Here is a 21,007-nt window from a genome sequence, read left to right as displayed (position 1 = left end):
CTACACCATAAAATATGGGAACGATACGATATCGAACACACGCATCCGCCGGGTTGTCGCCGATCTTCTCCTGTCAACCGATTCCGCCGCGCACTATTGCTCGTGCCACCGCGTGAGTGGCAGTCCGCCTCGGCTGCCGGGTCCTGTTGCCCGCGCCGTGCTTCAGGAGTTCGAACATCACCCGCCCTGGCGTGAGAAACGCTGTGTCCGTGCATGTTTGATTCACGGAGCCCTTGCTGTGACTGCGGCGCTGATCGCACCGGCCGACGACTGGACCCGAGGAGCAACCCGGGTGGCTCGGTCGGACTCGCCCAGTGTGAACGAGCCGTGGATGTCGGAGATCGGCGCGAAGCATCACGAGGATGTGGCGGGGACCTTTTTCGGGGGGAGATTCATAGACGGCTGCGCAGGGTGGGCAAGGCGGGGCCGGCGAGGTCGTCGCAATAGGTGACCCGGCCCGCCATCGCCATGGTCAAGGCGATCGTTGTTCCACTGACCAAGGGCCCGGTTCCGCTGGCAAAGGGGCCATCGGTCGCTTCCAGACGCAAACCTTCGATCGAGCTGCGGCTGGCAACGGTGAAGTCCCGGCTCGCGTAGAACCTGGCGACCTCGGTGGCCGACTCGATCGAGGGTTCTCGGGATAGGCCAAGTGGGCGACGGATGTCTTGGCCGTGAACGACCACCTCGCCGAGCCAGGCCGCCGTGTGTCCGGACGGCGCCGTGGTGCTGGTGATGACCGCACGGAATCGGTCCAGTGTTTCCGCAGGCGTTGGACCGCGGTGGGCGGCCAATTGCCGGGCGTTATGTTTACCGAAGTCGAAACGGGCGCGCGCGACACTGATCAGCCAACGGAGCCGGCCCGTCGTTGCCGCCGCGGTGAGGTGGGCGAGGACCTCCTCCGCTGTCCACTGTCCGCACAGCGACCGCTGCGCCCATTGCATGTCGTTCAGATCGGCGAGATCTTCGGCCAATGCGGCGCGTTCGGCGTGCACCAACGCCCATAGCTCGTCACGAGATACGACGTTCGACACTCGCGGATACCTCCAGGTCGGCGCAGCCAGCCCGGCGCGAGCGGGATGATGGCCCGGCCATTCGTCACGTCGCACCAGGACGACTGCGTGTTCATCATTTCGTCTGTATCGACGGCGAGGCACGCCCGAACTCATCGGTCCGGCAACGCTGCTCACATCCGGACGTCGCCATGGAGATACGTCCTGGACGGAAGGTCCGGAACTGCCGGATACGGACCGCGAGGACAGGCGGGTGGGGTTCTCCGGCGACCAGTCGTAGCCGTCGTCCTGTTCGAGGCGGATGGCAGATCCAGCCGTCACGCTCCAGATCGATGTGGCGTTCGCCGATGCCGGGTTCGCGTAGGTCGCCGAGATGGTCGGCGACGTCCGGAGAGGCGAAAAGCCGGTCGCCGCCGTGCGATTGGGTAAGTCGGTCGCGGGTCGGCCGCAGGTCCGCATCGGGTCGGAGCCGACGACGGTGCCGCTCACCTGATATGCGCCGAAGTAGTAGCGCCGGCTCGCGGATTTCGAGGGCCGGGCAACTTCGCTCCGACCACGTTGGTGTATTCCACCGACGGAGGGCCCACGAACAACTCCGTGGCTGCTCGGTGTAGTGGAGCCAGATATGCAGCCAGATGGGCCTGTCGATCCGCATCGTCATTGAACGCGTCCACCACCACGAAGGACGCGGGGCCGATGCGCAGCGCCAGCCAGACGACGGTGGGCTCATCCTGGAGAACTTGTGTCAGGGCTCGCTTCAGCATCGCCTCGACCTCATCCGCCTTGCCTGGTTTGGCCTCGAAGCGGATCTGCACGCCTACCTGGACCATCGTCAACTCCTCTACTGGCACTCTTTTTTTGAGTGATCGCTACGAAATGACGCTAGCAGACATTTTGAGCGATCGCTATAGTATTGGAGGATGGCTATCGGACGACCTCGGTCCTTCGACCGCGACGAAGCGCTGGAGCACGCTCTCATCGCGTTCTGGGAGCACGGCTACGACGCGACCTCGGTCGCGCTCCTGGGCGAGCGGATGGGTATCACCGCACCCAGCCTCTACTCTGCCTTCGGTGATAAGCGGGCCCTGTTCCTCGAGGCCCTGGACCGATATCTGCACACATACGCCGCGTTCACCACCCGCGCGGTCGCCGACGAACCGACGGCATACTCGGCGATAGCGCGTTTGCTCCACGATGCCGCGACCGCTTACACCGGCGATGGTCATCCGCCCGGCTGCCTGCTGATCACCGCCGCCACCAATTGCACACCGCAGTCGGAAGACGTCCGAGCGCATTTGCGCGGTTTGCGAGCCGCTGGGCTCGAAAGTATCGAGCGCAAGTTCACCGCGGCCGCGCATGCCGGGGAGCTTCCTCGCAACACCGACGCGCACGCACTCGCGGTGTTCTATTCCGCTGTCTTGCAGGGAATGTCGGCCCAGGCCCGCGACGGCGCCACTCATGCGGACCTCGAGCACATCGCACGTGCCGCCCTACTCGCCTGGCCGGTCGGACAGCCGGTCGGCTGACTTACTTCGACCACAACGCGAAAGGGCTCGATTCCCGGCAGCTCCACCACAGGCCCTCATCTGCCCTGTGGGTGAGGGGCTTTTCCGGCGCCTGGACGGCCTCCGTGCCCGCATTTCGCCAGCTCCGCCGCAATGGTCCGGCTGCTGCCGCAGCGCTTCGCCCGGACCGCCGCGATGCCGGGGAGATCGTGTTCCCGGGACGGCTGCCGGTGGGTGCGGTCGGCCTCAGCTATCGGCATGGTCGTGACCTCTGGCCATTGAAGAGGTGGCTCGGTGGAGCTTCACTGGAGGTGGGACGTAACTGCTCTGACCTCGTGCTTGGCTCGGTGATGGACGAGCTGTCGGGCTTCGGGTGCGGTCGGGGCCGGAGTTGTAGCCGAGTGCCTGACGGCTATGTGGCGATCAGTGAGCGAATCAGCGAGGCGAGGAATCATGGATGAAACCGAGCTAGTCCAGCGGTTGAGCCGCCGGGTCGACCGGCTGTATGCGACCGATCCGCAATTTCGGGCCGCGGCGCCGCTGCCGGACGTGGCAGAGGCCGCGCAGCGGCCGGGGCTCGGGCTGTGGGAAGTGGTGGACGAGTACCTGAACGGGTACGCCGAGCGGCCGGCGTTGGGACAGCGCGCGCGTGAGGTGAGGCGGGACGAGGCCACCGGGTTGCAGAGCACCACGTTGCTGTCTGGGTTCGACACGATCACCTACGGCCAGTTGCGCGACCGGGTTGTCGCATTGGTCAACTCGTGGCGGTCGAGCGGCTTTCGTGCCGGTGATTTCGTCGCCGTGCTGGGCTTCACCAGCATCGACTATGCGCTGATCAATCTGGCGTGCATCCGCATGGGCGCGGTATTCGTACCGTTGCAGACCAGTTCGACGGCAGCCCGGCTGTCGCCGATAGTCGCCGAGACCGAGCCGCGCATCTTCGCCGCCAGCGTCGAATCGGTGGACGTCGCGGTCGACGTGGTGCTCGGCTCGTCCTCGGTCGAGCGGTTGGTGGTCTTCGACTACCGCAGCGATGACGACGAGCAGCACGAGCGTTTCCGGTCGGCCACGATGCGGTTGGCCGACGCCGGTCGCGCGGTGGACGTGATACCGCTGCGGCAGGAGTTGGATGCCGGGCGCGGACTGCCGCCGGCGCCGGCGTTCGCCCCCGCGGCGGGCCAGGACCCGCTGGCCACCCTGATCTACACCTCGGGCAGCACCGGCACGCCCAAAGGGGCGATGTACACCGTCGACCTGGTCTCGCGACTGTGGCTGCGTCCGCACAGCCCCTCGCTCGATATCGGCATCGAGATCCCGGCGATTCACCTGCAGTACATGCCACTGAGCCACGTATACGGACTGGCATGGCTGATCAGCACGCTATCCGCCGGTGGCATAGGCTATTTCGCCGCCGAGAGCGACATGTCCACCTTGTTCGAGGACATCGGGCTGGTTCGCCCCACCGCGCTCAATCTCGTTCCGCGGGTGTGCGACATGATCTTTCAGCGTTATCGCAAAGAGCTCGATCAGTCCGCGGGCGACGGGCACAGCTCCGACATCCTCGACGAGATGGTGAAATCCGCACTGCGCCAGGACTTCTTCGGTGGCCGCGTGGTGTCGGCGATGTGCGGCAGCGCGCCGTTGTCGGCGCAGATGCACGCGTTCATGGAGTCGCTGCTCGACTGTCCGGTCAGCGACGGCTACGGTTCGACGGAGAACGGCGGCGGAATCATGCGCAGCGGGACGATCATGCGTCCGCCGGTGACCGATTACAAGCTCGTCGACGTTCCCGAACTCGGGTACCTCACCACCGATCGGCCGCACCCGCGCGGCGAACTGTATCTGAAGTCGACCAGCCTGATTCCCGGCTACTACAAGCATCCCGAGCTGACCACCGAGATATTCGACGAGGACGGTTTCTACAAGACCGGCGACATCATGGCGGAGACCGCGCCGGATCACCTGGTGTACCTCGACCGCAGCAACAACGTCATCAAACTGTCGCAAGGCGAGTTCGTCGCGGTGTCCAAACTCGAGGCCGAATACGCAGCGAGCCCGTACATCCGGCAGATATTCGTCTACGGCAGCAGCGAACAATCGTTCCTGCTGGCGGTGGTCGTGCCGAATTTCGACGCGATCGGAGACGGCGACGCCCGTACGCTCATCTCGGAGTCGTTGCAGCACATCGCAACCGAGAATCGCCTCAACGGCTATGAGATCCCGCGAGCGTTCCTCTTGGAACCCGAGCCGTTCACCCGTGCCAACGGCCTGCTGTCGGGGATCGGCAAGCTGTTGCGCCCGGCGCTGAAGGCCCGCTACGGCGATCGGCTGACCGCGATGTACGCCGATATCGCTGCGGGACAAGAGAATCGGATAGACCAGCTACGCGCCGATGCCAGGGAACTGCCGACGATCGAAACCGTTCGGCGGGCCGCTCTCGTGACGCTCGGCTCCGAGGCCGGCGCAGCGGGCATGCCGGCCGACGCCAGATTCATCGAGCTCGGCGGTGATTCGCTCTCGGCATTCTCCTTCGGCTCGCTGCTGGAGCAGATCTATCACATCGAGGTGCCGGTGCAGACGATCATCGGTCCCACGGCAACACTGGCCACTATCGCGGATTATGTCGACGGCGAACGTACTTCGGCTTCGGCGCGGCCCACGTTCGCCTCGGTGCACGGCCGCGATGCCACCGCCGCGCTCGCGGCCGACCTCACGCTGGACAAGTTCATCGACGCCGAGACGCTGGTTGCCGCATCCGAGCTCGCTGCGCCGGCCCGTACGGTGACCACGGTCCTGCTCACCGGCGCCAACGGATATCTCGGTCGTTTCCTGTGCCTGGAGTGGCTGGAACGGCTGGCGAAGGTCGGCGGAACGCTGATCTGCCTGGCCCGCGGCGCCGATCCGATCGCGGCGCGGCAGCGCATCGAGTCCGCGATCGACAGCGGGGATGCCGAGTTGTCCGCCCGCTTCCGCGCCTTGGCCGACGAACATCTCGAGGTCCTCGTCGGCGACGTGGGCGCGACCCACCTCGGTCTCGACAGCCACACCTGGAACCGCCTGACCCAGTCGGTGGACCTGATCGTGCACGCGGCCGCGATGGTCAATCACGTGCTGCCCTACAGTCAGCTGTTCGGTCCGAACGTGGTGGGCACCGCCGAAATCATCGAGCTGGCGATCACCAAGCGGCTCAAGGCGATCGACTACATCTCGACCGTGGCGGTGGCCGCGCTGCCCGACGGCGGCTTCATCGGCGAGGACGCGGACGTGCGCACGGCCAGTCCGTCCCGGCCCCTGGACACCTCGTACGCCAGCGGCTACGCGACCAGCAAATGGGCCGGTGAGGTGCTGCTGCGCCGCGCGCACGATCTGTGTGGGTTGCCGGTGGCGGTATTCCGGTCGGACATGATCTTGGCGCACAGCCGCTACTCCGGCCAGCTCAACGTGGCCGATATGTTCACCCGCTTGGTCCTGAGTCTCGTGACGACCCATATCGCGCCCCGGTCCTTCTATCAGCTCGACCAGGCCGGCAACCCGCAGCGAGCCCATTACGACGGGTTGCCGGCGGACTTCACCGCCGCGGCGATCACCGCCCTGGGCGGGGTCATCACCGACGAATACCGCACCTACAACGTGCTCAACACCTACGACGACGGGATATCCCTGGACACGTTCGTCGACTGGCTCAGCGCGGCGGGCAACCGGATCGACCGGATCGACAACTACGACGAGTGGCTGAGCAGATTCGAGGCGGCATTGCAGGCGCTGCCGGAGAACCAGCGCAAGAACTCGGTCCTGCCATTGCTGAGCGCCTACGCCAGGCCCGCGCCGCCGATGCCGAAAACCCCCATGCCAGCCGAAAAGTTCCGCGCCGCAGTGCAATCCGTCGCGATCGACCGCACCCAGGATGTGCCGCACCTGACCGAGCCGCTGATCGACAAGTACGTCACCGATCTGCGGCAGCTGGGGTTGCTCGAAGCCGGTGCCTCGGTGTCGTAGTCGGCGCGAAGCGCTGGTCAGGGCGTGGCGTCGGCGAACATTCGTCACCGCGCCCGGCGGTCACGCTGCGCCGGGCCGATCCGCACGGGGTGGCCGCGGCCGAGGCGGGAGGAGCAGTTGATCGGGAACGCGGCGTGCCCGGCGCTGACTGTGGTGCTCGCGCTCGCCGTGCCGGGCGTGGGTTACCTGCTGCCCCTACTGGCCGACGGTCCGGACCCGGCTTCTGTTCGCCGTCGCTTCCGGACCGGAGTGGCTGTCTGATGAATGATCGAGCACCTTCGACGAATTCGCCATATGCATCGTGCTCGAGCTTGCCGCTGTCGGTCGGGGGCGCACCCGCGGGCAACCCGAGAGCCGCAGCCGGTCGCCGCCAGCGTCGGCCCGTGGTTTCGGCCAGTCCGCCGTTGGTGACTTCGTTCTTTCGGGCCACTCTCGAAGACCATGTCGCCGAACGTGTTTCGCGTCGACGGTTCGGTCGTCCGTGAGCCGCTGGTACGGATTGCCTTGCGATGAAAGTAGTTTGGTATCGTCGCCGGATGTGTTCTTGCGGAAGGGATTTCGTGCGTCGGGTAACGTTGCGGCGAGCGACGTGCAGGCGGATCAGTGTGAGCCGGTCGGCACCGGTAGGCCACCGGCGGCGGGGCCCCAGATGTTGGTGACCGCGGCGGCGCGGGTGGATTCGCCGAGGGGCGGCAGGGCATAGGCGTCTTCGAGGGTGCGCAGCACCGAGTAGTGGTCGATGTGCTGGTTGTACCGGCCGGGGATGACGCCCGCTCCGTAGAAGATGGTGGGGATGTGGTTGGCGCGAGTGCCCTCGTCTTCGTCGAAGGTCACCACCAGCAGGCTGTTGTTGGCCTTGGCCCAGTCGGCGTAGCCGCCGAGGTTGTTGCGCAGCCAGGTGTCGCCGGTCGGGACGGGACAGTCGTGGATGTCGTTGCACATGTCGGGGCTGACGAAGGAGATCGTGGGCAGGCGCGAGTAATCGCGGGGGAAGGCGGCGAAGGTTTGGTTCGCGGCCGCGGGTACGTCGGCGAAGTTCGCCCAGCTGTTGTGTTTTCGGGCGTATCGGCCGTTGCTGCCGGTGCACGCGGTGTAGCCGGGCGCCGGCATCGACTCGGCGAATCCGGTGAAGGAGCGTCCGGCTGCGGCGAGTTCGGTGCTCAGATTCGGGCCGGTGAGATTGTGCGGGCAGCTGTCGTCGGTCACGCCCCGCGTCCCGCCGGAGAACAACGCGATGTAGTTCGGCTGGCTGGGGTGGGTGAGCGCGTGCGCGTCGGTGAACAGCGCGCCATTGTCGGCGAGGTGGTTGAAGTAGGGCGCGCGAGAACTGCCGATGATCGAATCGAATCCGACGTTCTCGAACATCACCAGCACGATGTGATCGAATCTCGGCACCGCCGCGGACGCGGCCACCGGGACCAGGGCGGCGGCGCTCCCCAGCGTCACCGTCCCGGCGAGGACGGATATCAGTCGAGCAATTCCGTGGATCCCACGCATCGGCACTCCTGACGGGTCGGCGAGACGCCGCTCACAGTAGTGCCCACCGGTAACCGTTCATCGAACGGGGTGTGATGACCTCGAATCGGTCCGGTTAGCGATTGTCCGGCTCGCCGTAGGCGGCGGCGATGTCCTGTGCGCTGGACCAGCGGCTGTAGGTGGGGGATTGGGGCCAGCCCGCGGGAGAGTCCTGCCATTCTTCCTGTCGGCCGTAGGGGAGGATGTCGATGAGGGGGAAGGTGTGGGCGAGTTGTTCGGTGCCGCGCCCGTTGGTGTGCCAGGTGCGGTAGACGGTGTCGCCGTGCCGCAGGAAGACGTTCACCGCGAAGCCGCTGTTCGGGGGCGCGCCGACGTCCGCGCCGAACGAGCTGTTCGCGGTCGAGTACCAGGACATCTTGTTGCCGACGCGGCGCTTGTAGGCCAGCGCCTCGTCGATCGGGCCCTGGGTGACGATGACGAAACGGGCGTCGTAGTTGTCCAGGAATTCCAGACGCGTGAATTGCGAAGTGAATCCGGTGCAGCCGGGGCACTGCCACTGCTCGCCCTCGAACCACATGTGGTTGTAGACGATCAGCTGCGATCTGCCCTCGAAGATATCCGCCAACCGGATCGGGCCCTGTTCTCCCTGGAGTGTGTAATCGGGCAGTTCCACCATCGGCAGGCGGCGGCGTTGGGCGGCGATCGCGTCGAGTTCGCGGGTCGCGGCCTTCTCCCGGATACGCAGCGCGTCGAGTTCGCGTTGCCAGGTCTCGGCGTCGACGACGGGCGGCAGTGCTTCGGTGCTCATTGAGTCCTCCCTGGGCGGGTCCACGGCGTGCGGGTTGTAGAGGTAGACGCCGCCCGCCCGTGGAATTCATCGGTGTGCCGGGGCCCGCTTCCGCCATGGCCGGCCCCGGGTCGACCGACTGTCGTTCATGTCAGGGCGTGGATCGCCGATCTGCCGATGTCGCACGACCGGCCGCGGGGGATCGGGTGGGGTTGCGCGCCAGAGCTTCCCAGAAGTCGACGTAGGCCTGTTCGTGTTTGATGGCGAGTTCGAGTATGCGGGAGCGGGATTCGGCACGGACGCTGTCGGCCGGGTCGATCTCGGCCTGCAGGGCGCGGTACTGGTCGAGCCAGTGCAGGTGCCGCGCGGCCTGGTCGTCGGCCAGGGCGATCACGTCCTCGGGGGCGCCGAGGTCGGCGAAGAAGAGTTTGAGCTGGGCCGGGTCGCGGGTCTCGGCGGGTGGGCATTTCGGTTCGGAGAGCCAGCGTTCGAGTTCCGCGCGGCCCGCGTCGGTCAGGTGGAACACCCGGCGGCGCCGGCCGGTCTCCTCGGCTTCCTCGCGCAGCAGGCCCTGTTCGGCCAGGCGTGCGGGGATCCGGTACAGCTGCGCGTGCGGGATCGGCCAGAAATAGTCGATGCTCTCCTCCACCCTGGCCTTGAGGTCGTACGGCGTGAGCGGGCCGTGGCGCGCGACGAGGCCGAGCACTACGTGGTCCTGCGGTCCTGGTTCGGGCATCGCGTCTCCCTGTCCGTTGACACCGTATCGCTGAGACTATAAGTTAGTCTCAGCGATATCGTATCAATGAGACTATTGGAGGAATCATGCGAGACTTCGCGATCGAGCTGTTCGACAAGTGGACGGCCCTGTGGAGTGGCGATCTCACGCTCGGTCAGGAGATCCTGGCCCCGGAACTGACGCTGCGATACGCCCAGCCCGGAGCAACGGCGTACGACGAGATTCACGATCCGCGGACTTTCGTCGAGCAGATCGCGCGGTTCCGGGCCGAGCGGCCGGGCCTGCGCTACGAAACCCAGGGCCTACCCGTCATCGAGATCGACAGTGCGCGAACGGGTTTGATCGCACGGCCGTACGGTGCGCGGCGACCCGGACCGGACGGTGAGCTGAATCTCAGCGGCACCGACATCCTGCGCTTCCAGGAGGGGAAGATCGTCGAGGTGTGGTCGGTGTCGGGAGGCGTGCAGGGGCGCAGCTTCTATCCGGATGCCGTGCGGGCCTGAGGTTTCGTTTCGTCCGGCCGATGCGATCAGGGTACGGAGTAGACCACCAGGATCTGGTCCGGAGCATCGGTCACGGCGAACGAGGCGTGGGTGAGGGTGAGGGGTCCGCGCGTGGGGTGGCGCAGGCGTTTGGTCCCGGAATGGCTGGTGGCTATGTCGTAGCGCGGCCACCAGGCGGCCGCCTCGGCGCTGCCATCGCGCAGTTCGGTTGCCAGACGGGCGAATCGAGCGTCACCGGAATGTCGGCCGGCGTTGGTGCGCAGGCGGGCCAGAACGGATTGGGCGACCTCGGCCCAGTCGAGCAGGGTCCGCCGGGCGGCGGGGTCGAGGAACACCCAGCGCGCCAAATTCGGTGTGCTGGAATCGGGTTGGCCGAGCAGGCCGGGAAAGTGCTGCGCCGCAGCGTCGTTCCAGGCCAGAACGTCGGTGGTCGCGCCGGTGATGTACGCGGGTGCGGGCGACAGAAGGGCGGGGATCGCGGCTACCTCGGGGGCCAGTGTCTCCGCGGGAGGCGGGGGAGCCGACCCGCCGGTGTCGTCGGCCAGGGCGCGCAGGTGGGCGCGCTCGTCTCCGGACAGACCCAGGGCATCGGCGATGGCGGTGAGCACCTGGTCCGAGGGGTTCACATCACGCCCCTGCTCGAGGTACGCGTACCAGGTCGTGCTCACGCCCGACAGCACCGCGAGCTCTTCCCGCCGCAGACCGGGGGTGCGGCGGCGGTTCGAGCCGGGCAGCCCGACCTCCGCGGGACTGGTGCGTTCGCGCCGGGCGCGCAGGAAAGCGCCGAGCTCGCGACGTCGGGCCGCGGTCCGCGACCGGCGGGCATCGGCGCTCACGCGGACGTTCGCCGTGCCGCTCATGCTGGTACTCCCGGTTCCACGATCACGCAGTTCTGGATACCACGCCGGACCAGCGGTGGACTAGAGGGCATGAAGGCATGGCAGATGACAGCACTCGACAGCGGCCTGAACCTCGCGGACGTCCCCGAACCGCGGTTGCGCGGCGGCGGGGCCACCCTCGAGGTGCTCGCCGCGATGATTCCCGCGTACACCGGGAACCTCGTGGCCGGACAGCGCGGCGGCTTCCCGACTCCGATCGTGTTGGGGCCCTGCGGAATCGCGCGGGTCACCGAGACCGCCGACGACGTGTTCGCGGTGCAGCCGGGCGATATCGTCGCCGCCAACGCGATGTTCCGCTCGAATCGCACCGACGACCCCCAAGAGGTGCTGCTGGGCTGGACCGGGATCGGCGGCGACGGCCGGGCCACGCCGACCACGGACCGCATGCGCGAGGTCTGGCGGAACGGCATGTTCGCCGAGCGCGCGTTGCAACCCGAGCGCACCCTGGTCGCGCTGCCCGGCGCGGACGCCTATCCCGCACCCGAACGACTGGCCTTTCTGCAGTGGTTGGCCATCGCCGGTGAGGGAGTCGAACGTGCCGGTGTTCGCCCCGGTCACACGGTCGGAGTGATCGGCGCGACCGGGCAACTCGGTACGGCGGCGGTCCTGGTCGCCCTCGCGCGCGGTGCGGCCGCGGTGGTCGCGGTCGGCCGCAATCGCACGACGCTCGACGCCCTCGCGGCCATCGATCCGCGCGTGCTGACGGTGCCGCTGTCCGGTGACCGCACGGCCGACGGGCAGACCATCCGCGCGGCGGCCGGACCTCTGGACGCGGTGCTGGACACGCTCGGCATGGTGCCCGGTCCGGAGCCGACGATGGCCGGATACGACGCGATCCGGATCGACGGGACGTGGGTGCTGATCGGCGGAGTGCGCCACGAACTGCCGATTCCGTATCACGACCTGATGCACCGCAGGCTGACCGTGCGCGGCTCGTGGATGGCTCACGACTCGACGGTGCGGGAGGTGTGGTCGATGATCCGGCACGGCGTGCTGGACCTGTCCGTGCTGGACGTCACCGTGGTCGGCCTGGCCGACCCCGCGGCCGCACTGTCGGCTGCGGCCGACGCGCACGGCCCGAGCGTCGTCGTGTTGGTGCCCTGAGCGATTCGTCACTGAAAAACGCTGCGGCCGAGGGGGTGGCCTGCAGTGAGTCGTGGTGGATCGACCGGCCGCCGCCCATCGCCACCGCATCCGGCGCGGCCTCGACAGCACGGCCGAACCGGGGGCGGAGTCCGCGCATCGTGCTCGGCGGCCGGGCCGTCGGTCCGGTCGACGAGTGCACGAAGAAGCTCGCCGCGCGGTGGCGGACGTCGCGGATATGGATTGTGACCCCGTATTCCACTCGGCGGCGGCGCTGGTATGTCCGCTCAGGTCGGTACGCGTGCCCGACCCCAGCCGCGGTGCTGGTGGGCCGCCGTGGTTTCTGCTGGGCGGCGGCTGGTGTCGGTGCAGGTGTGGTGCGTGATCGCGTGTTCGGCGGGACGAGGCGGCGGGGTTCCTCTAGCGTGAGCGGGTCGACGCTGAGAGGGGTTCGGGATGCGCACGGGGCTGTTGAGTGTGGACGAGTTGGTCGAGTTGGCCGAGGAGGGGGCGTTGGACACCGTGCTGGTCGCGGTGACCGACATGCAGGGGCGGTTGCAGGGGAAGCGTTGTTCGGCACGGTATTTCGTGGACGAGGTGCTCGCCCACGGCGCCGAGGCGTGCAACTACCTGCTCGCGGTGGACGTGGAGATGACGCCGGTGCAGGGATACGCGATGTCCTCCTGGGACACCGGCTACGGCGACTTCGCATTGCGACCGGATATGAGTACCGCCCGGCTGGTTCCCTGGTGGCCGGGAACCGCGCTGGTGCTGTGCGATATCGTCCAGGTGGACGCGACGGGCATACCCGGTGGCGTGCCGGTGGCGGTCTCGCCGCGGCAGGTGCTGTTGCGGCAGCTGGATCGGTTGGCGGAGCACGGTTTACGCGCCTACGTCGGCACCGAACTCGAATTCCTGGTCTTCGACGACAGTTACGAGGCGGCCTGGCGCTCGGGTTATCGCGATCTCACCGCGGCCAATCAGTACAACGTCGACTACTCGCTGCTCGGCACCGCCCGGATCGAACCGCTGCTGCGCCGGATCCGCGCCGAGATGTCCGGCGCGGGACTGTATGTCGAGTCGGCCAAGGGCGAATGCCGCCCCGGCCAGCACGAGATCGCCTTTCGCTACGACGAGGCGCTGACCACCTGCGACAACCACAGCATCTACAAGACCGGCGCCAAGGAGATCGCCGCCCAGGAGGGCCGCAGCATCTCCTTCATGGCGAAATTCGATGAGCACGAGGGTAATTCGTGCCACATCCATCTGAGCCTGCGGGACGAGCAGGATCGGCCGGTGTTCGCGAAGCAGGACGGCGAACCCTCGGCGCTGATGCGGCACTTCGTGGCCGGGCAGCTGGACTGCCTGCGTGAGTTCAGTTATCTGTACGCGCCGAACATCAACTCCTACAAGCGATTCGTCTCGGGAAGTTTCGCGCCGACCGCCGTGGCCTGGGGCCGGGACAACCGCACCTGCGCGGTACGGGTGGTCGGCAACGGCCCGTCGCTGCGGATGGAGAACCGGGTGCCCGGCGGGGATGTGAATCCGTATCTTGCCGTGGCCGGCCTGATCGCGGCCGGCCTGTACGGCATCGAGCGCAGTCTTCCGCTCGAGCCCGAATTCCACGGCAACGCCTACCGGTCGCAGCGCCCGCGCGTGCCCGGTACGCTGCGCGAGGCCGCGCAACTGTTCGGCGAGAGCGCGGTGGCGCGGGCCGCGTTCGGCGAGGACGTGGTGCGGCACTACCGGAACGCGGCGCAGGTCGAACTGGACGCTTTCGACGCCGCGGTCACCGACTGGGAACGCGTGCGCGGCTTCGAACGGCTCTGAGGCGAAAGGAGTGTCAGCGGTGACAACCGTCCAGGTGATCAACCCCGCCACCGAACGGCCCGTGGCCACGGTGGAATCGACGGATCTCGCGCGGACCGATGCCGCGATCGAGCGGGCGGCCGCGGCGGCCGGATCTTGGCGCGAGGTCGCACCGGGCGATCGGGCCCGGCTGCTGCGTCGTTTCGCCGCGGCCGTCGACGCCGATCTGGACCATCTGGCCCGGCTCGAGGTCGCAAACTCCGGGCACACCATCGCTAACGCGCGCTGGGAGGCCGGGAACGTCCGCGATGTGCTCGACTACTGCGCGGGTATGCCGGAACGCTTGCTGGGCAACCAGATTCCGGTGCCCGGCGGCGTGGACGTCACCTTCTGCGAACCGCTCGGAGTGGTCGGGTTGATCGTGCCGTGGAATTTCCCGATGCCGATCGCCGGCTGGGGATTCGCGCCGGCGCTGGCCGCGGGTAACACCGTGGTCCTCAAACCGGCCGAGCTGACCCCGCTGACCGCGATCCGGCTCGGTGAACTCGCGCTCGAGGCGGGTCTGCCCGCGGATGTCTTCCAGGTCCTGCCCGGAAAGGGCGCGGTGGTGGGGCAGCGGTTCGTCACCCACCCGGCCGTGCGCAAGGTGGTCTTCACCGGATCCACCGAGGTCGGCCGGGAGATCATGGCGGGATGCGCGCGGCAGGTCAAACGCGTCACGCTGGAATTGGGCGGCAAGAGCGCCAATATCGTGTTCGCCGACGCCGATCTGGAGTCGGCCGCGGCCACCGCACCCGCCGGAGTGTTCGACAACGCCGGGCAGGACTGCTGCGCCAGATCGCGAATTCTGGTGCAGCGCAGTGTTTTCGACAAGTTCCTCGAACTGCTGGAACCGGCCGTCCGGGCGGTGCGGGTCGGTGATCCCGCCGACGAATCGACCGAGATGGGCCCGCTGATCTCGGCCGAACACCGCGAACGAGTCGCCGGCTTCGTGGACGCCGCCGCCACGGTCGCGTACACCGGCACGAATCCGTCCGGGCCCGGATTCTGGTATCCGCCAACGGTTGTGCTGCCGGGCAGCGCGTCCGATCCGATCGCGACCGAGGAGATCTTCGGCCCGGTCGTGGCGGTGCTGCCGTTCGAGGACGAGGCCGAGGCGATCGCGCTGGCCAATGCCACCGATTACGGGCTGTCCGGTTCGATCTGGACCCGCGACGTCGGCCGGGCACTGCGCGTCTCGCGCGGGGTCGAGGCCGGGAATCTTTCGGTGAATTCGCATGCCTCCGTGCGGTATTGGACGCCGTTCGGCGGATTCAAGCAATCCGGTCTCGGTCGTGAACTCGGCCCGGATGCCGCGCGCGCGTTCACCGAGACCAAGAACGTCTTCATCGCGACCGACTAGCCCGATCGGGCAGCATTCTCACCTCACCTCACCTCACCTCACCTCACCGCCTCGGAACGTCCGGGGCTCGTTCGCAGAGGAGTCATCGTGCAGCGCTTACAGGATCGCGTGGCCGTCGTCACCGGCGGTGGCAGCGGTATCGGCCTGGCCACCGTCCGCCGCTTCGCGCAGGAGGGCGCGCGGGTGGTGGTCGCCGATATCGACGCCGCGGCCGGCGAATCCGCCGCCGCGGAGGTCGACGGGCGTTTCGTGCGTACCGACGTCACCGACGAGGCGCAGGTGCGGGCGCTCTTCCGGACGGCGGTGGAGGTCTACGGCGGGCTCGATATCGCGTTCAACAACGCGGGAATCTCTCCGCCGGAGGACGATTCGATTCTCACCACCGGCCTGGACGCCTGGCAGCGGGTGCAGCAGGTCAATCTGACCTCGGTCTACCTGTGCAGCAAGTACGCCATCGAGCAGATGCTCGTGCGCGGCCGGGGATCGGTGATCAACACCGCCTCCTTCGTCGCGGTGATGGGTGCGGCCACCTCGCAGATTTCCTACACCGCGTCCAAGGGCGGCGTGCTGGCGATGAGTCGCGAACTCGGAGTCCAGTTCGCGCGCCAGGGAATTCGGGTGAACGCGCTGTGCCCGGGGCCGGTCAACACTCCGCTGCTGAGTGAGCTGTTCGCCAAGGACCCCGAACGCGCGGCGCGGCGTCTGGTGCACGTCCCGCTCGGCCGGTTCGCCGAGCCGGAGGAGATCGCGGCCGCGGTCGCCTTCCTCGCCAGCGACGACTCCTCCTTCATCACCGCATCGCAATTCCTGGTCGACGGCGGGATCGCGGGCGCGTACGTGACGCCGCTGTGAGGGCGGAGTCGTGGATTCCGCGCCCGCACGAGGATTCGATCAGCGCCGCTTGAACAGTCGCGACACGCCGCCGCCCGAGGAATTCGGCGGTGCGCTCACCGCGGACAGCGCCGCGTAGTCCTCGTCGGAAAGCGAAACGGTCGCCGCCGCAACGTTTTCCTCCAGATGCGCGACGCTCGAGGTGCCCGGGATCGGCAGCATCACGGGCGAGCGGCGCAGCAACCAGGCCAGCGCCAGCTGCGACGGAGTGGCCTCGTGATTCTTGGCGATGTCGTCGAGCGGGCCGCCGGAGCGGGCGAGTTCACCGGTGGCCATCGGGAACCACGGGATGAAGGCGATCTGGTTCGCCTCGCAGTGGTCGACCAGCTTCTCGGAGGTGCGGTCGGCCAGGTTGTACAGGTTCTGCACCGAGACGATGGTGGCGAGTTTGCGCGCGGCCTCCAGCTGCGCGACGGTGACCTGGGACAGGCCGATGTGCCGGATCTTGCCTTCCTTCTGCAATGCCACCAGCTCGCCGATCTGATCGGCCAGCGGCACCTTGGGGTCGATCCGGTGCAGCTGATACAGATCGATGCGCTCGAGCCCGAGGTGCCGCAGGCTCAATTCCAGCTGCTGGCGCAGGTATTCGGGGCGGCCCAGCGGCAGCCACACGTCGGGGCCGGGCCGGGTCAGCCCCGCCTTGGTGGCGATGACCACGTCATCGGCGTAGGGGTGCAAGGCCTTTCGGATCAGGGTCTCGCTGACGAACGGGCCGTACGAATCCGCGGTGTCGATGAAGTTGACGCCGAGTTCGACCGCGCGCCGTAGCAGCCGCACCACCTCGTCCGGGTCCTTCGGCTCGCCCCACACGCCGGGGCCGGTGATCTGCATCGCGCCGTAGCCGAGACGATGGATGGGCAGATCGCCGCCGAGGGTGAAGGTTCCGGAGGCGGTGGCGGGACGTGAGTCGGTGGACATGGCCACCACCCTAGTCACCCCGGACGGCCGAAGCAGTAGTCTCACCCGCCGCACCAGCTGTCTATGGGCCAACGAAATTTGGTATATGCCAGTAAATGGTGGCATATACCTCACGATCGGCGTAGGGTCATCCGAGCGCCGACCGGCGCGAAACCTATGGGATGCGCCGTGGCCCGCGGTACCCTTCCGGCCTCGGCGCGTTCCGTTCCAGCGAAGGAATACCCGCACGATGACGACCGCCGTGACCCGCCGCGAACACGATCTGCTCGGGGACCGCGACGTTCCCGCCGACGCCTACTGGGGTGTGCACACCCTGCGCGCGAGCGAGAACTTCCCGATCACCGGCACCTCGCTGGCCGCGTATCCGCATCTGATCACCGCCCTGGCCGCGGTGAAGGAGGCCGCCGCGCGCGCCAACGAGGAACTCGGTCTGCTCGCGCCGCACAAGGCCGCGGCCATCGCGGCGGCCTGCCGGGAGATCCGCGAACAGGGCCGGCTGCGTGAGCAGTTCATCGTGGACGTCATCCAGGGCGGTGCGGGCACCTCGACCAATATGAACGCCAACGAGGTGATCGCGAACCGGGCGCTGGAGATCCTCGGGCACGCCAAAGGCGAGTACGCGCACCTGCATCCGAACGACGACGTCAACCTCAGCCAGTCCACCAACGACGCGTATCCGACCGCGGTGCGGGTGGCGACGATCCTGGCGGTGCGCGAGTTGCTCGACTCGATGACGGTGCTGCGCAACGCGTTCGCGGACAAGGCGACCGAATTCCACGACGTGCTGAAGATGGGCCGCACCCAGTTGCAGGACGCGGTGCCGATGACGCTCGGCCAGGAGTTCTCCACTTACGCGGTGATGCTGGAGGAGGATCAGAGCCGCCTGGCCGAGGCCGTGGTGTTGATGGAGGAGATCAACCTGGGCGCCACCGCGATCGGCACCGGGCTCAACGCCCCGGAGGGCTACGCGGAAGCCGCGCGGGGGCATCTGGCCGCCATCACCGGGTTGCCCCTGGTGACCGCGACCAATCTGATCGAGGCCACCCAGGATTGCGGTGCGTTCGTTCAGCTTTCGGGTGTGCTCAAGCGAATCGCGGTGAAACTGTCCAAGACCTGCAACGATCTGCGCCTGCTGTCCTCGGGGCCGCGCGCGGGGCTCAACGAGATCAATCTGCCCGCGGTGCAGGCGGGTTCGTCGATCATGCCCGGCAAGGTGAATCCGGTGATCCCCGAAGTGGTCAACCAGGTGGCGTTCGAGGTGATCGGCAACGATATGACGATCACCATGGCCGCGGAGGCGGGGCAGTTGCAGCTCAACGCATTCGAGCCGATCATCCTGCACTCGCTGTCCAAGAGCATGGTGCATCTGAGCGCGGCCTGCCGCACCCTGGCGGAACGGTGCGTCTCGGGGATCACCGCCAATGCCGAGGTCACCCGCGCGATGGTGCAGAATTCCATCGGCCTGGTCACCGCGCTGAACCCGTATATCGGATATCTCGCCGCGACCGAAATCGCCAAGGAGGCACTGGTTTCCGGGCGCGGCGTGGCCGAACTGGTGCTGGAGAAGGGCCTGCTGCCGCCCGAGCGGCTCGCCGACATCCTGCGGCCCGAACTGGTCGCCGGGGTCAAGCCCGTCGTCGTCTGAGACCGGCGAATACGTTGCGGGCGAGCGCATTGCGCGCCCGAACGAACGACTGGGCCCGGTCCGTGGGGGATACGGACCGGGCCCCGCGTCATCGCCGGCGGATCGGCGCCGAATTCAGCGCGGCGCCATGCGGATCGCGCCGTCCAGGCGGATGGTCTCGCCGTTGAGCATCGGGTTCTCCACGATGTGCCGGGCCAGCGCCGCGTACTCGACCGGATCACCCAGGCGCGCCGGATGCGGCACCTGCGCGCCCAGCGCCGCGATCGCCTCGTCCGGCAGCGACTCGAACAGCGGGGTGTGGAACAGACCCGGCGCGATGGTGACCACGCGGATGTTCACGCTCGCCAGATCACGCGCGATCGGCAGCGTCATACCCACGATGCCGCCCTTGGACGCGGAGTAGGCGGCCTGGCCGATCTGACCGTCGAACGCGGCGACCGAGGCGGTGTTGATGATGACACCGCGCTCCTCACCGTCCAGCTCGGTGGCCGAAATACGCTCGGCGGCAAGGCGGATCACGTTGAACGTGCCGATCAGGTTCACCGACACGACCTTGGTGAACGCATCGAGCGGGAACGCGCCCTTCTTGCTCACGGTCTTGATCGCGTTGCCGATGCCCGCGCAGTTCACCGCGATCCGCAACGTGCCCAGCGCCTGCGCGGCATCCAGCGCCGCGGACACCTGCTCTTCGCTGGTGACGTCGGCCGGCGCGAACACCACGCCCTCGCCCAGCTCCTTGGCGATGGACTCACCGTTGGAGGAGGGCAGGTCGATGATGACGACCTTCGCGCCCTGGCCGTGCAATTCCTTCACCGTCGCCAGGCCCAGGCCCGACGCGCCACCGGTCACCACGGCGACCGCGTTACTGATCTGCATATGACGTTCCCTTCTGCTCTGCGTCCGCTCGAGATTAACCGCCGCACGGCAAAGAAGTAAATACAGCTTCGCTATACCACCAGGTGGAACATGTTACAGTCCTGGCAGTATTGTGGCAGGTGAGCGTAATTGTGTTACGGGGAACGGAAGGAATTTGTTATCCGTATGCCCCCTACGTGAGCCGGACGGGGAAGGCTGTCATCCCGTGGATCAGCAAGCTCGGCTGCCAGATCGGGTTCGCCGCCGCAGGGCTGGGGCCCAGATCCGGGAACCGGCGCAGCAGCGTCCGGAAGGCGATATCCGCTTCGAGCCGGGCCAGCGGCGCGCCCACGCAGTAGTGGATCCCGTGCCCGAAGGCCAGATGCCCGCTCGCGTCGCCCGTGACGTCCAGCGTGTCCGGATCCGCGTAGCGCTCGGGATCACGGTTGGCCGCGTTCAGCGCGATGTACACCAGCTCGCCCGCCGGAATCTCCACCCCGGCGATCCGCACCGGCTCCTCGGTGTACCGCACGGTGGCCCAGCCGACCGGGCCGTCGTAGCGCAGGAATTCCTCCACCGCCGCGGGCACGCCGTCGGGATTCTCGCGCAGAGCGCGCAACTGGTCGGGGTTGTGCAGCAGCGCCCGGGTTCCGTTGGCGATCAGATTCACCGTCGTCTCGTGACCGGCGACCAGTAGAAGGAAGGCCATCGAGACCAGTTCCTGCTCGGTGAAGCGATCGTCGTCCTCGTCGCTGGTGTGCACGAGTCCGGACAGCAGATCCTCGCCGGGCGCTTCGCGTTTGGACTGGACGAGCCGTTGCAGATACCGCGACATGTCCGAACCGGCGGCGAAGACCTCCTCGTCGGTCGTGGCCGCGCCGCCGATCAGCAGTTTGGTCCAGCGTTGGAAGTCCTCGCGATCATCGAACGGCACGCCCAGCAGTTCGCAGATCACGGTGACCGGCAGCAGGACCGCGAAGGACTGGATCAGATCGACCTCGTCGCTGCCCTCCATCGCGTCCAGCAGGCCGTCGGTGATCTCCTGGATGCGCGGGCGCAGCGCGGCCACGCTGCGCGCGGTGAAGGCCTTGTTGACCAGCTTGCGCAGCCGGGTGTGATCGGGCGGATCGCTGTTGAGCATGTGCGCGGACAGATCGAAGGCGCCCGGATTCGCCCGAGCCGCAGGATTTTTGCGTTCGAAGATCGCCCGCAGGCCCGGAACGTTCTTGCGCAGCCGGGGATCGGTGGCCGCGGCGCGCCCCTCGTCGTATCCGATGATGACCCAGCCGGATATGCCCGTCCGGGGCAATCGGACTCGCAGTACCGGTCCTCGTTCGCGCCAGCGGCGGTAGTACGCGTGCGGGTCGGCGAAAAAATCATCGCCGACTGTTTCGGCCGGCGCGGGTGCTTCGGTTTCGACCACGATGTCCTCACTGTCTCCTGCGATCGGGATTCGATCGCGCTCCCTGTGCGGCTGTCGGCCCCACCCCAA

General features: G+C 67.4%; 17 protein-coding genes. 8 read left to right on the top strand and 9 right to left on the bottom strand.

Features of this window, described 5'->3' with window-relative positions:
• Nucleotides 1-392 precede the first annotated feature (392 nt).
• Both AC5WS7_RS25375 and AC5WS7_RS25370 read right to left on the bottom strand, forming a co-directional pair.
• Nucleotides 393-1,031: a maleylpyruvate isomerase family mycothiol-dependent enzyme gene (locus tag AC5WS7_RS25375; protein ID WP_495957065.1), complete on the bottom strand. Its 639-nt coding sequence runs from the start codon at nucleotides 1,029-1,031 to the stop codon at nucleotides 393-395.
• Between the two features lie 464 nt (nucleotides 1,032-1,495).
• On the bottom strand, nucleotides 1,496-1,840 hold the full coding sequence (locus AC5WS7_RS25370; RefSeq protein ID WP_495957064.1) for a putative quinol monooxygenase: 345 nt from the start codon (nucleotides 1,838-1,840) through the stop codon (nucleotides 1,496-1,498).
• A 90-nt stretch (nucleotides 1,841-1,930) separates the two neighbouring features.
• Here AC5WS7_RS25370 and AC5WS7_RS25365 point away from each other — a divergent pair, with 90 nt between their 5' ends.
• Nucleotides 1,931-2,536, top strand: a complete 606-nt coding sequence (locus tag AC5WS7_RS25365) for a TetR/AcrR family transcriptional regulator (RefSeq protein ID WP_495957063.1) — start codon at nucleotides 1,931-1,933, stop codon at nucleotides 2,534-2,536.
• Nucleotides 2,537-2,968: 432 nt separating this feature from the next.
• Complete coding sequence (gene car, locus AC5WS7_RS25360) at nucleotides 2,969-6,511, top strand: carboxylic acid reductase (protein WP_495957062.1); 3,543 nt, start codon at nucleotides 2,969-2,971, stop codon at nucleotides 6,509-6,511.
• A 600-nt stretch (nucleotides 6,512-7,111) separates the two neighbouring features.
• Here the strand turns inward: car and AC5WS7_RS25355 are convergent.
• From AC5WS7_RS25355 to AC5WS7_RS25345, 3 genes are all read right to left on the bottom strand, one after another.
• On the bottom strand, nucleotides 7,112-8,008 hold the full coding sequence (locus tag AC5WS7_RS25355) for an alkaline phosphatase family protein (protein ID WP_495957061.1): 897 nt from the start codon (nucleotides 8,006-8,008) through the stop codon (nucleotides 7,112-7,114).
• 94 nt (nucleotides 8,009-8,102) lie between these two features.
• Nucleotides 8,103-8,795 carry a DUF899 domain-containing protein gene (locus AC5WS7_RS25350; RefSeq protein ID WP_495957060.1) on the bottom strand — a complete coding sequence of 231 codons (693 nt, stop codon included), beginning with the start codon at nucleotides 8,793-8,795 and terminating at the stop codon, nucleotides 8,103-8,105.
• Between the two features lie 130 nt (nucleotides 8,796-8,925).
• Nucleotides 8,926-9,510, bottom strand: coding sequence for a PadR family transcriptional regulator (locus AC5WS7_RS25345; RefSeq protein WP_495957059.1), 585 nt, complete (start codon nucleotides 9,508-9,510; stop codon nucleotides 8,926-8,928).
• 86 nt (nucleotides 9,511-9,596) lie between these two features.
• Here AC5WS7_RS25345 and AC5WS7_RS25340 point away from each other — a divergent pair, with 86 nt between their 5' ends.
• Nucleotides 9,597-10,013, top strand: a complete 417-nt coding sequence (locus AC5WS7_RS25340) for a nuclear transport factor 2 family protein (RefSeq protein WP_495957058.1) — start codon at nucleotides 9,597-9,599, stop codon at nucleotides 10,011-10,013.
• Nucleotides 10,014-10,039: 26 nt separating this feature from the next.
• Here AC5WS7_RS25340 and AC5WS7_RS25335 read toward each other — a convergent pair whose 3' ends face one another.
• Complete coding sequence (locus AC5WS7_RS25335) at nucleotides 10,040-10,873, bottom strand: helix-turn-helix transcriptional regulator (RefSeq protein WP_495957057.1); 834 nt, start codon at nucleotides 10,871-10,873, stop codon at nucleotides 10,040-10,042.
• 84 nt (nucleotides 10,874-10,957) lie between these two features.
• Here AC5WS7_RS25335 and AC5WS7_RS25330 point away from each other — a divergent pair, with 84 nt between their 5' ends.
• From AC5WS7_RS25330 to AC5WS7_RS25315, 4 genes are all read left to right on the top strand, one after another.
• On the top strand, nucleotides 10,958-12,016 hold the full coding sequence (locus AC5WS7_RS25330) for a zinc-binding dehydrogenase (RefSeq protein ID WP_495957056.1): 1,059 nt from the start codon (nucleotides 10,958-10,960) through the stop codon (nucleotides 12,014-12,016).
• Nucleotides 12,017-12,451: 435 nt separating this feature from the next.
• Nucleotides 12,452-13,825, top strand: coding sequence for a glutamine synthetase family protein (locus AC5WS7_RS25325; RefSeq protein WP_495957055.1), 1,374 nt, complete (start codon nucleotides 12,452-12,454; stop codon nucleotides 13,823-13,825).
• A 19-nt stretch (nucleotides 13,826-13,844) separates the two neighbouring features.
• Nucleotides 13,845-15,206 (top strand): aldehyde dehydrogenase family protein, encoded by a 1,362-nt coding sequence (locus tag AC5WS7_RS25320; RefSeq protein ID WP_495957054.1) that lies wholly within the window; start codon nucleotides 13,845-13,847, stop codon nucleotides 15,204-15,206.
• 84 nt (nucleotides 15,207-15,290) lie between these two features.
• Nucleotides 15,291-16,058 carry a 3-oxoacyl-ACP reductase gene (locus tag AC5WS7_RS25315; RefSeq protein WP_495957189.1) on the top strand — a complete coding sequence of 256 codons (768 nt, stop codon included), beginning with the start codon at nucleotides 15,291-15,293 and terminating at the stop codon, nucleotides 16,056-16,058.
• Nucleotides 16,059-16,097: 39 nt separating this feature from the next.
• Here AC5WS7_RS25315 and AC5WS7_RS25310 read toward each other — a convergent pair whose 3' ends face one another.
• Nucleotides 16,098-17,015, bottom strand: a complete 918-nt coding sequence (locus AC5WS7_RS25310) for an aldo/keto reductase (protein ID WP_495957053.1) — start codon at nucleotides 17,013-17,015, stop codon at nucleotides 16,098-16,100.
• Nucleotides 17,016-17,244: 229 nt separating this feature from the next.
• Here AC5WS7_RS25310 and aspA point away from each other — a divergent pair, with 229 nt between their 5' ends.
• A complete protein-coding gene (gene aspA / locus AC5WS7_RS25305) occupies nucleotides 17,245-18,660 on the top strand; it encodes an aspartate ammonia-lyase (RefSeq protein ID WP_495957052.1) in 1,416 nt (471 codons plus the stop codon).
• 114 nt (nucleotides 18,661-18,774) lie between these two features.
• Here aspA and AC5WS7_RS25300 read toward each other — a convergent pair whose 3' ends face one another.
• Both AC5WS7_RS25300 and AC5WS7_RS25295 read right to left on the bottom strand, forming a co-directional pair.
• Nucleotides 18,775-19,536, bottom strand: coding sequence for a 3-hydroxyacyl-CoA dehydrogenase (locus tag AC5WS7_RS25300; RefSeq protein ID WP_495957051.1), 762 nt, complete (start codon nucleotides 19,534-19,536; stop codon nucleotides 18,775-18,777).
• Nucleotides 19,537-19,708: 172 nt separating this feature from the next.
• Complete coding sequence (locus AC5WS7_RS25295; protein ID WP_495957050.1) at nucleotides 19,709-20,938, bottom strand: cytochrome P450 family protein; 1,230 nt, start codon at nucleotides 20,936-20,938, stop codon at nucleotides 19,709-19,711.
• Between the last annotated feature and the right edge of the window lie 69 nt (nucleotides 20,939-21,007).

The organism is Nocardia sp. PLKS1-43, assembly GCF_059510335.1.
This window is presented reverse-complemented; position numbering and strand designations above follow the sequence as displayed.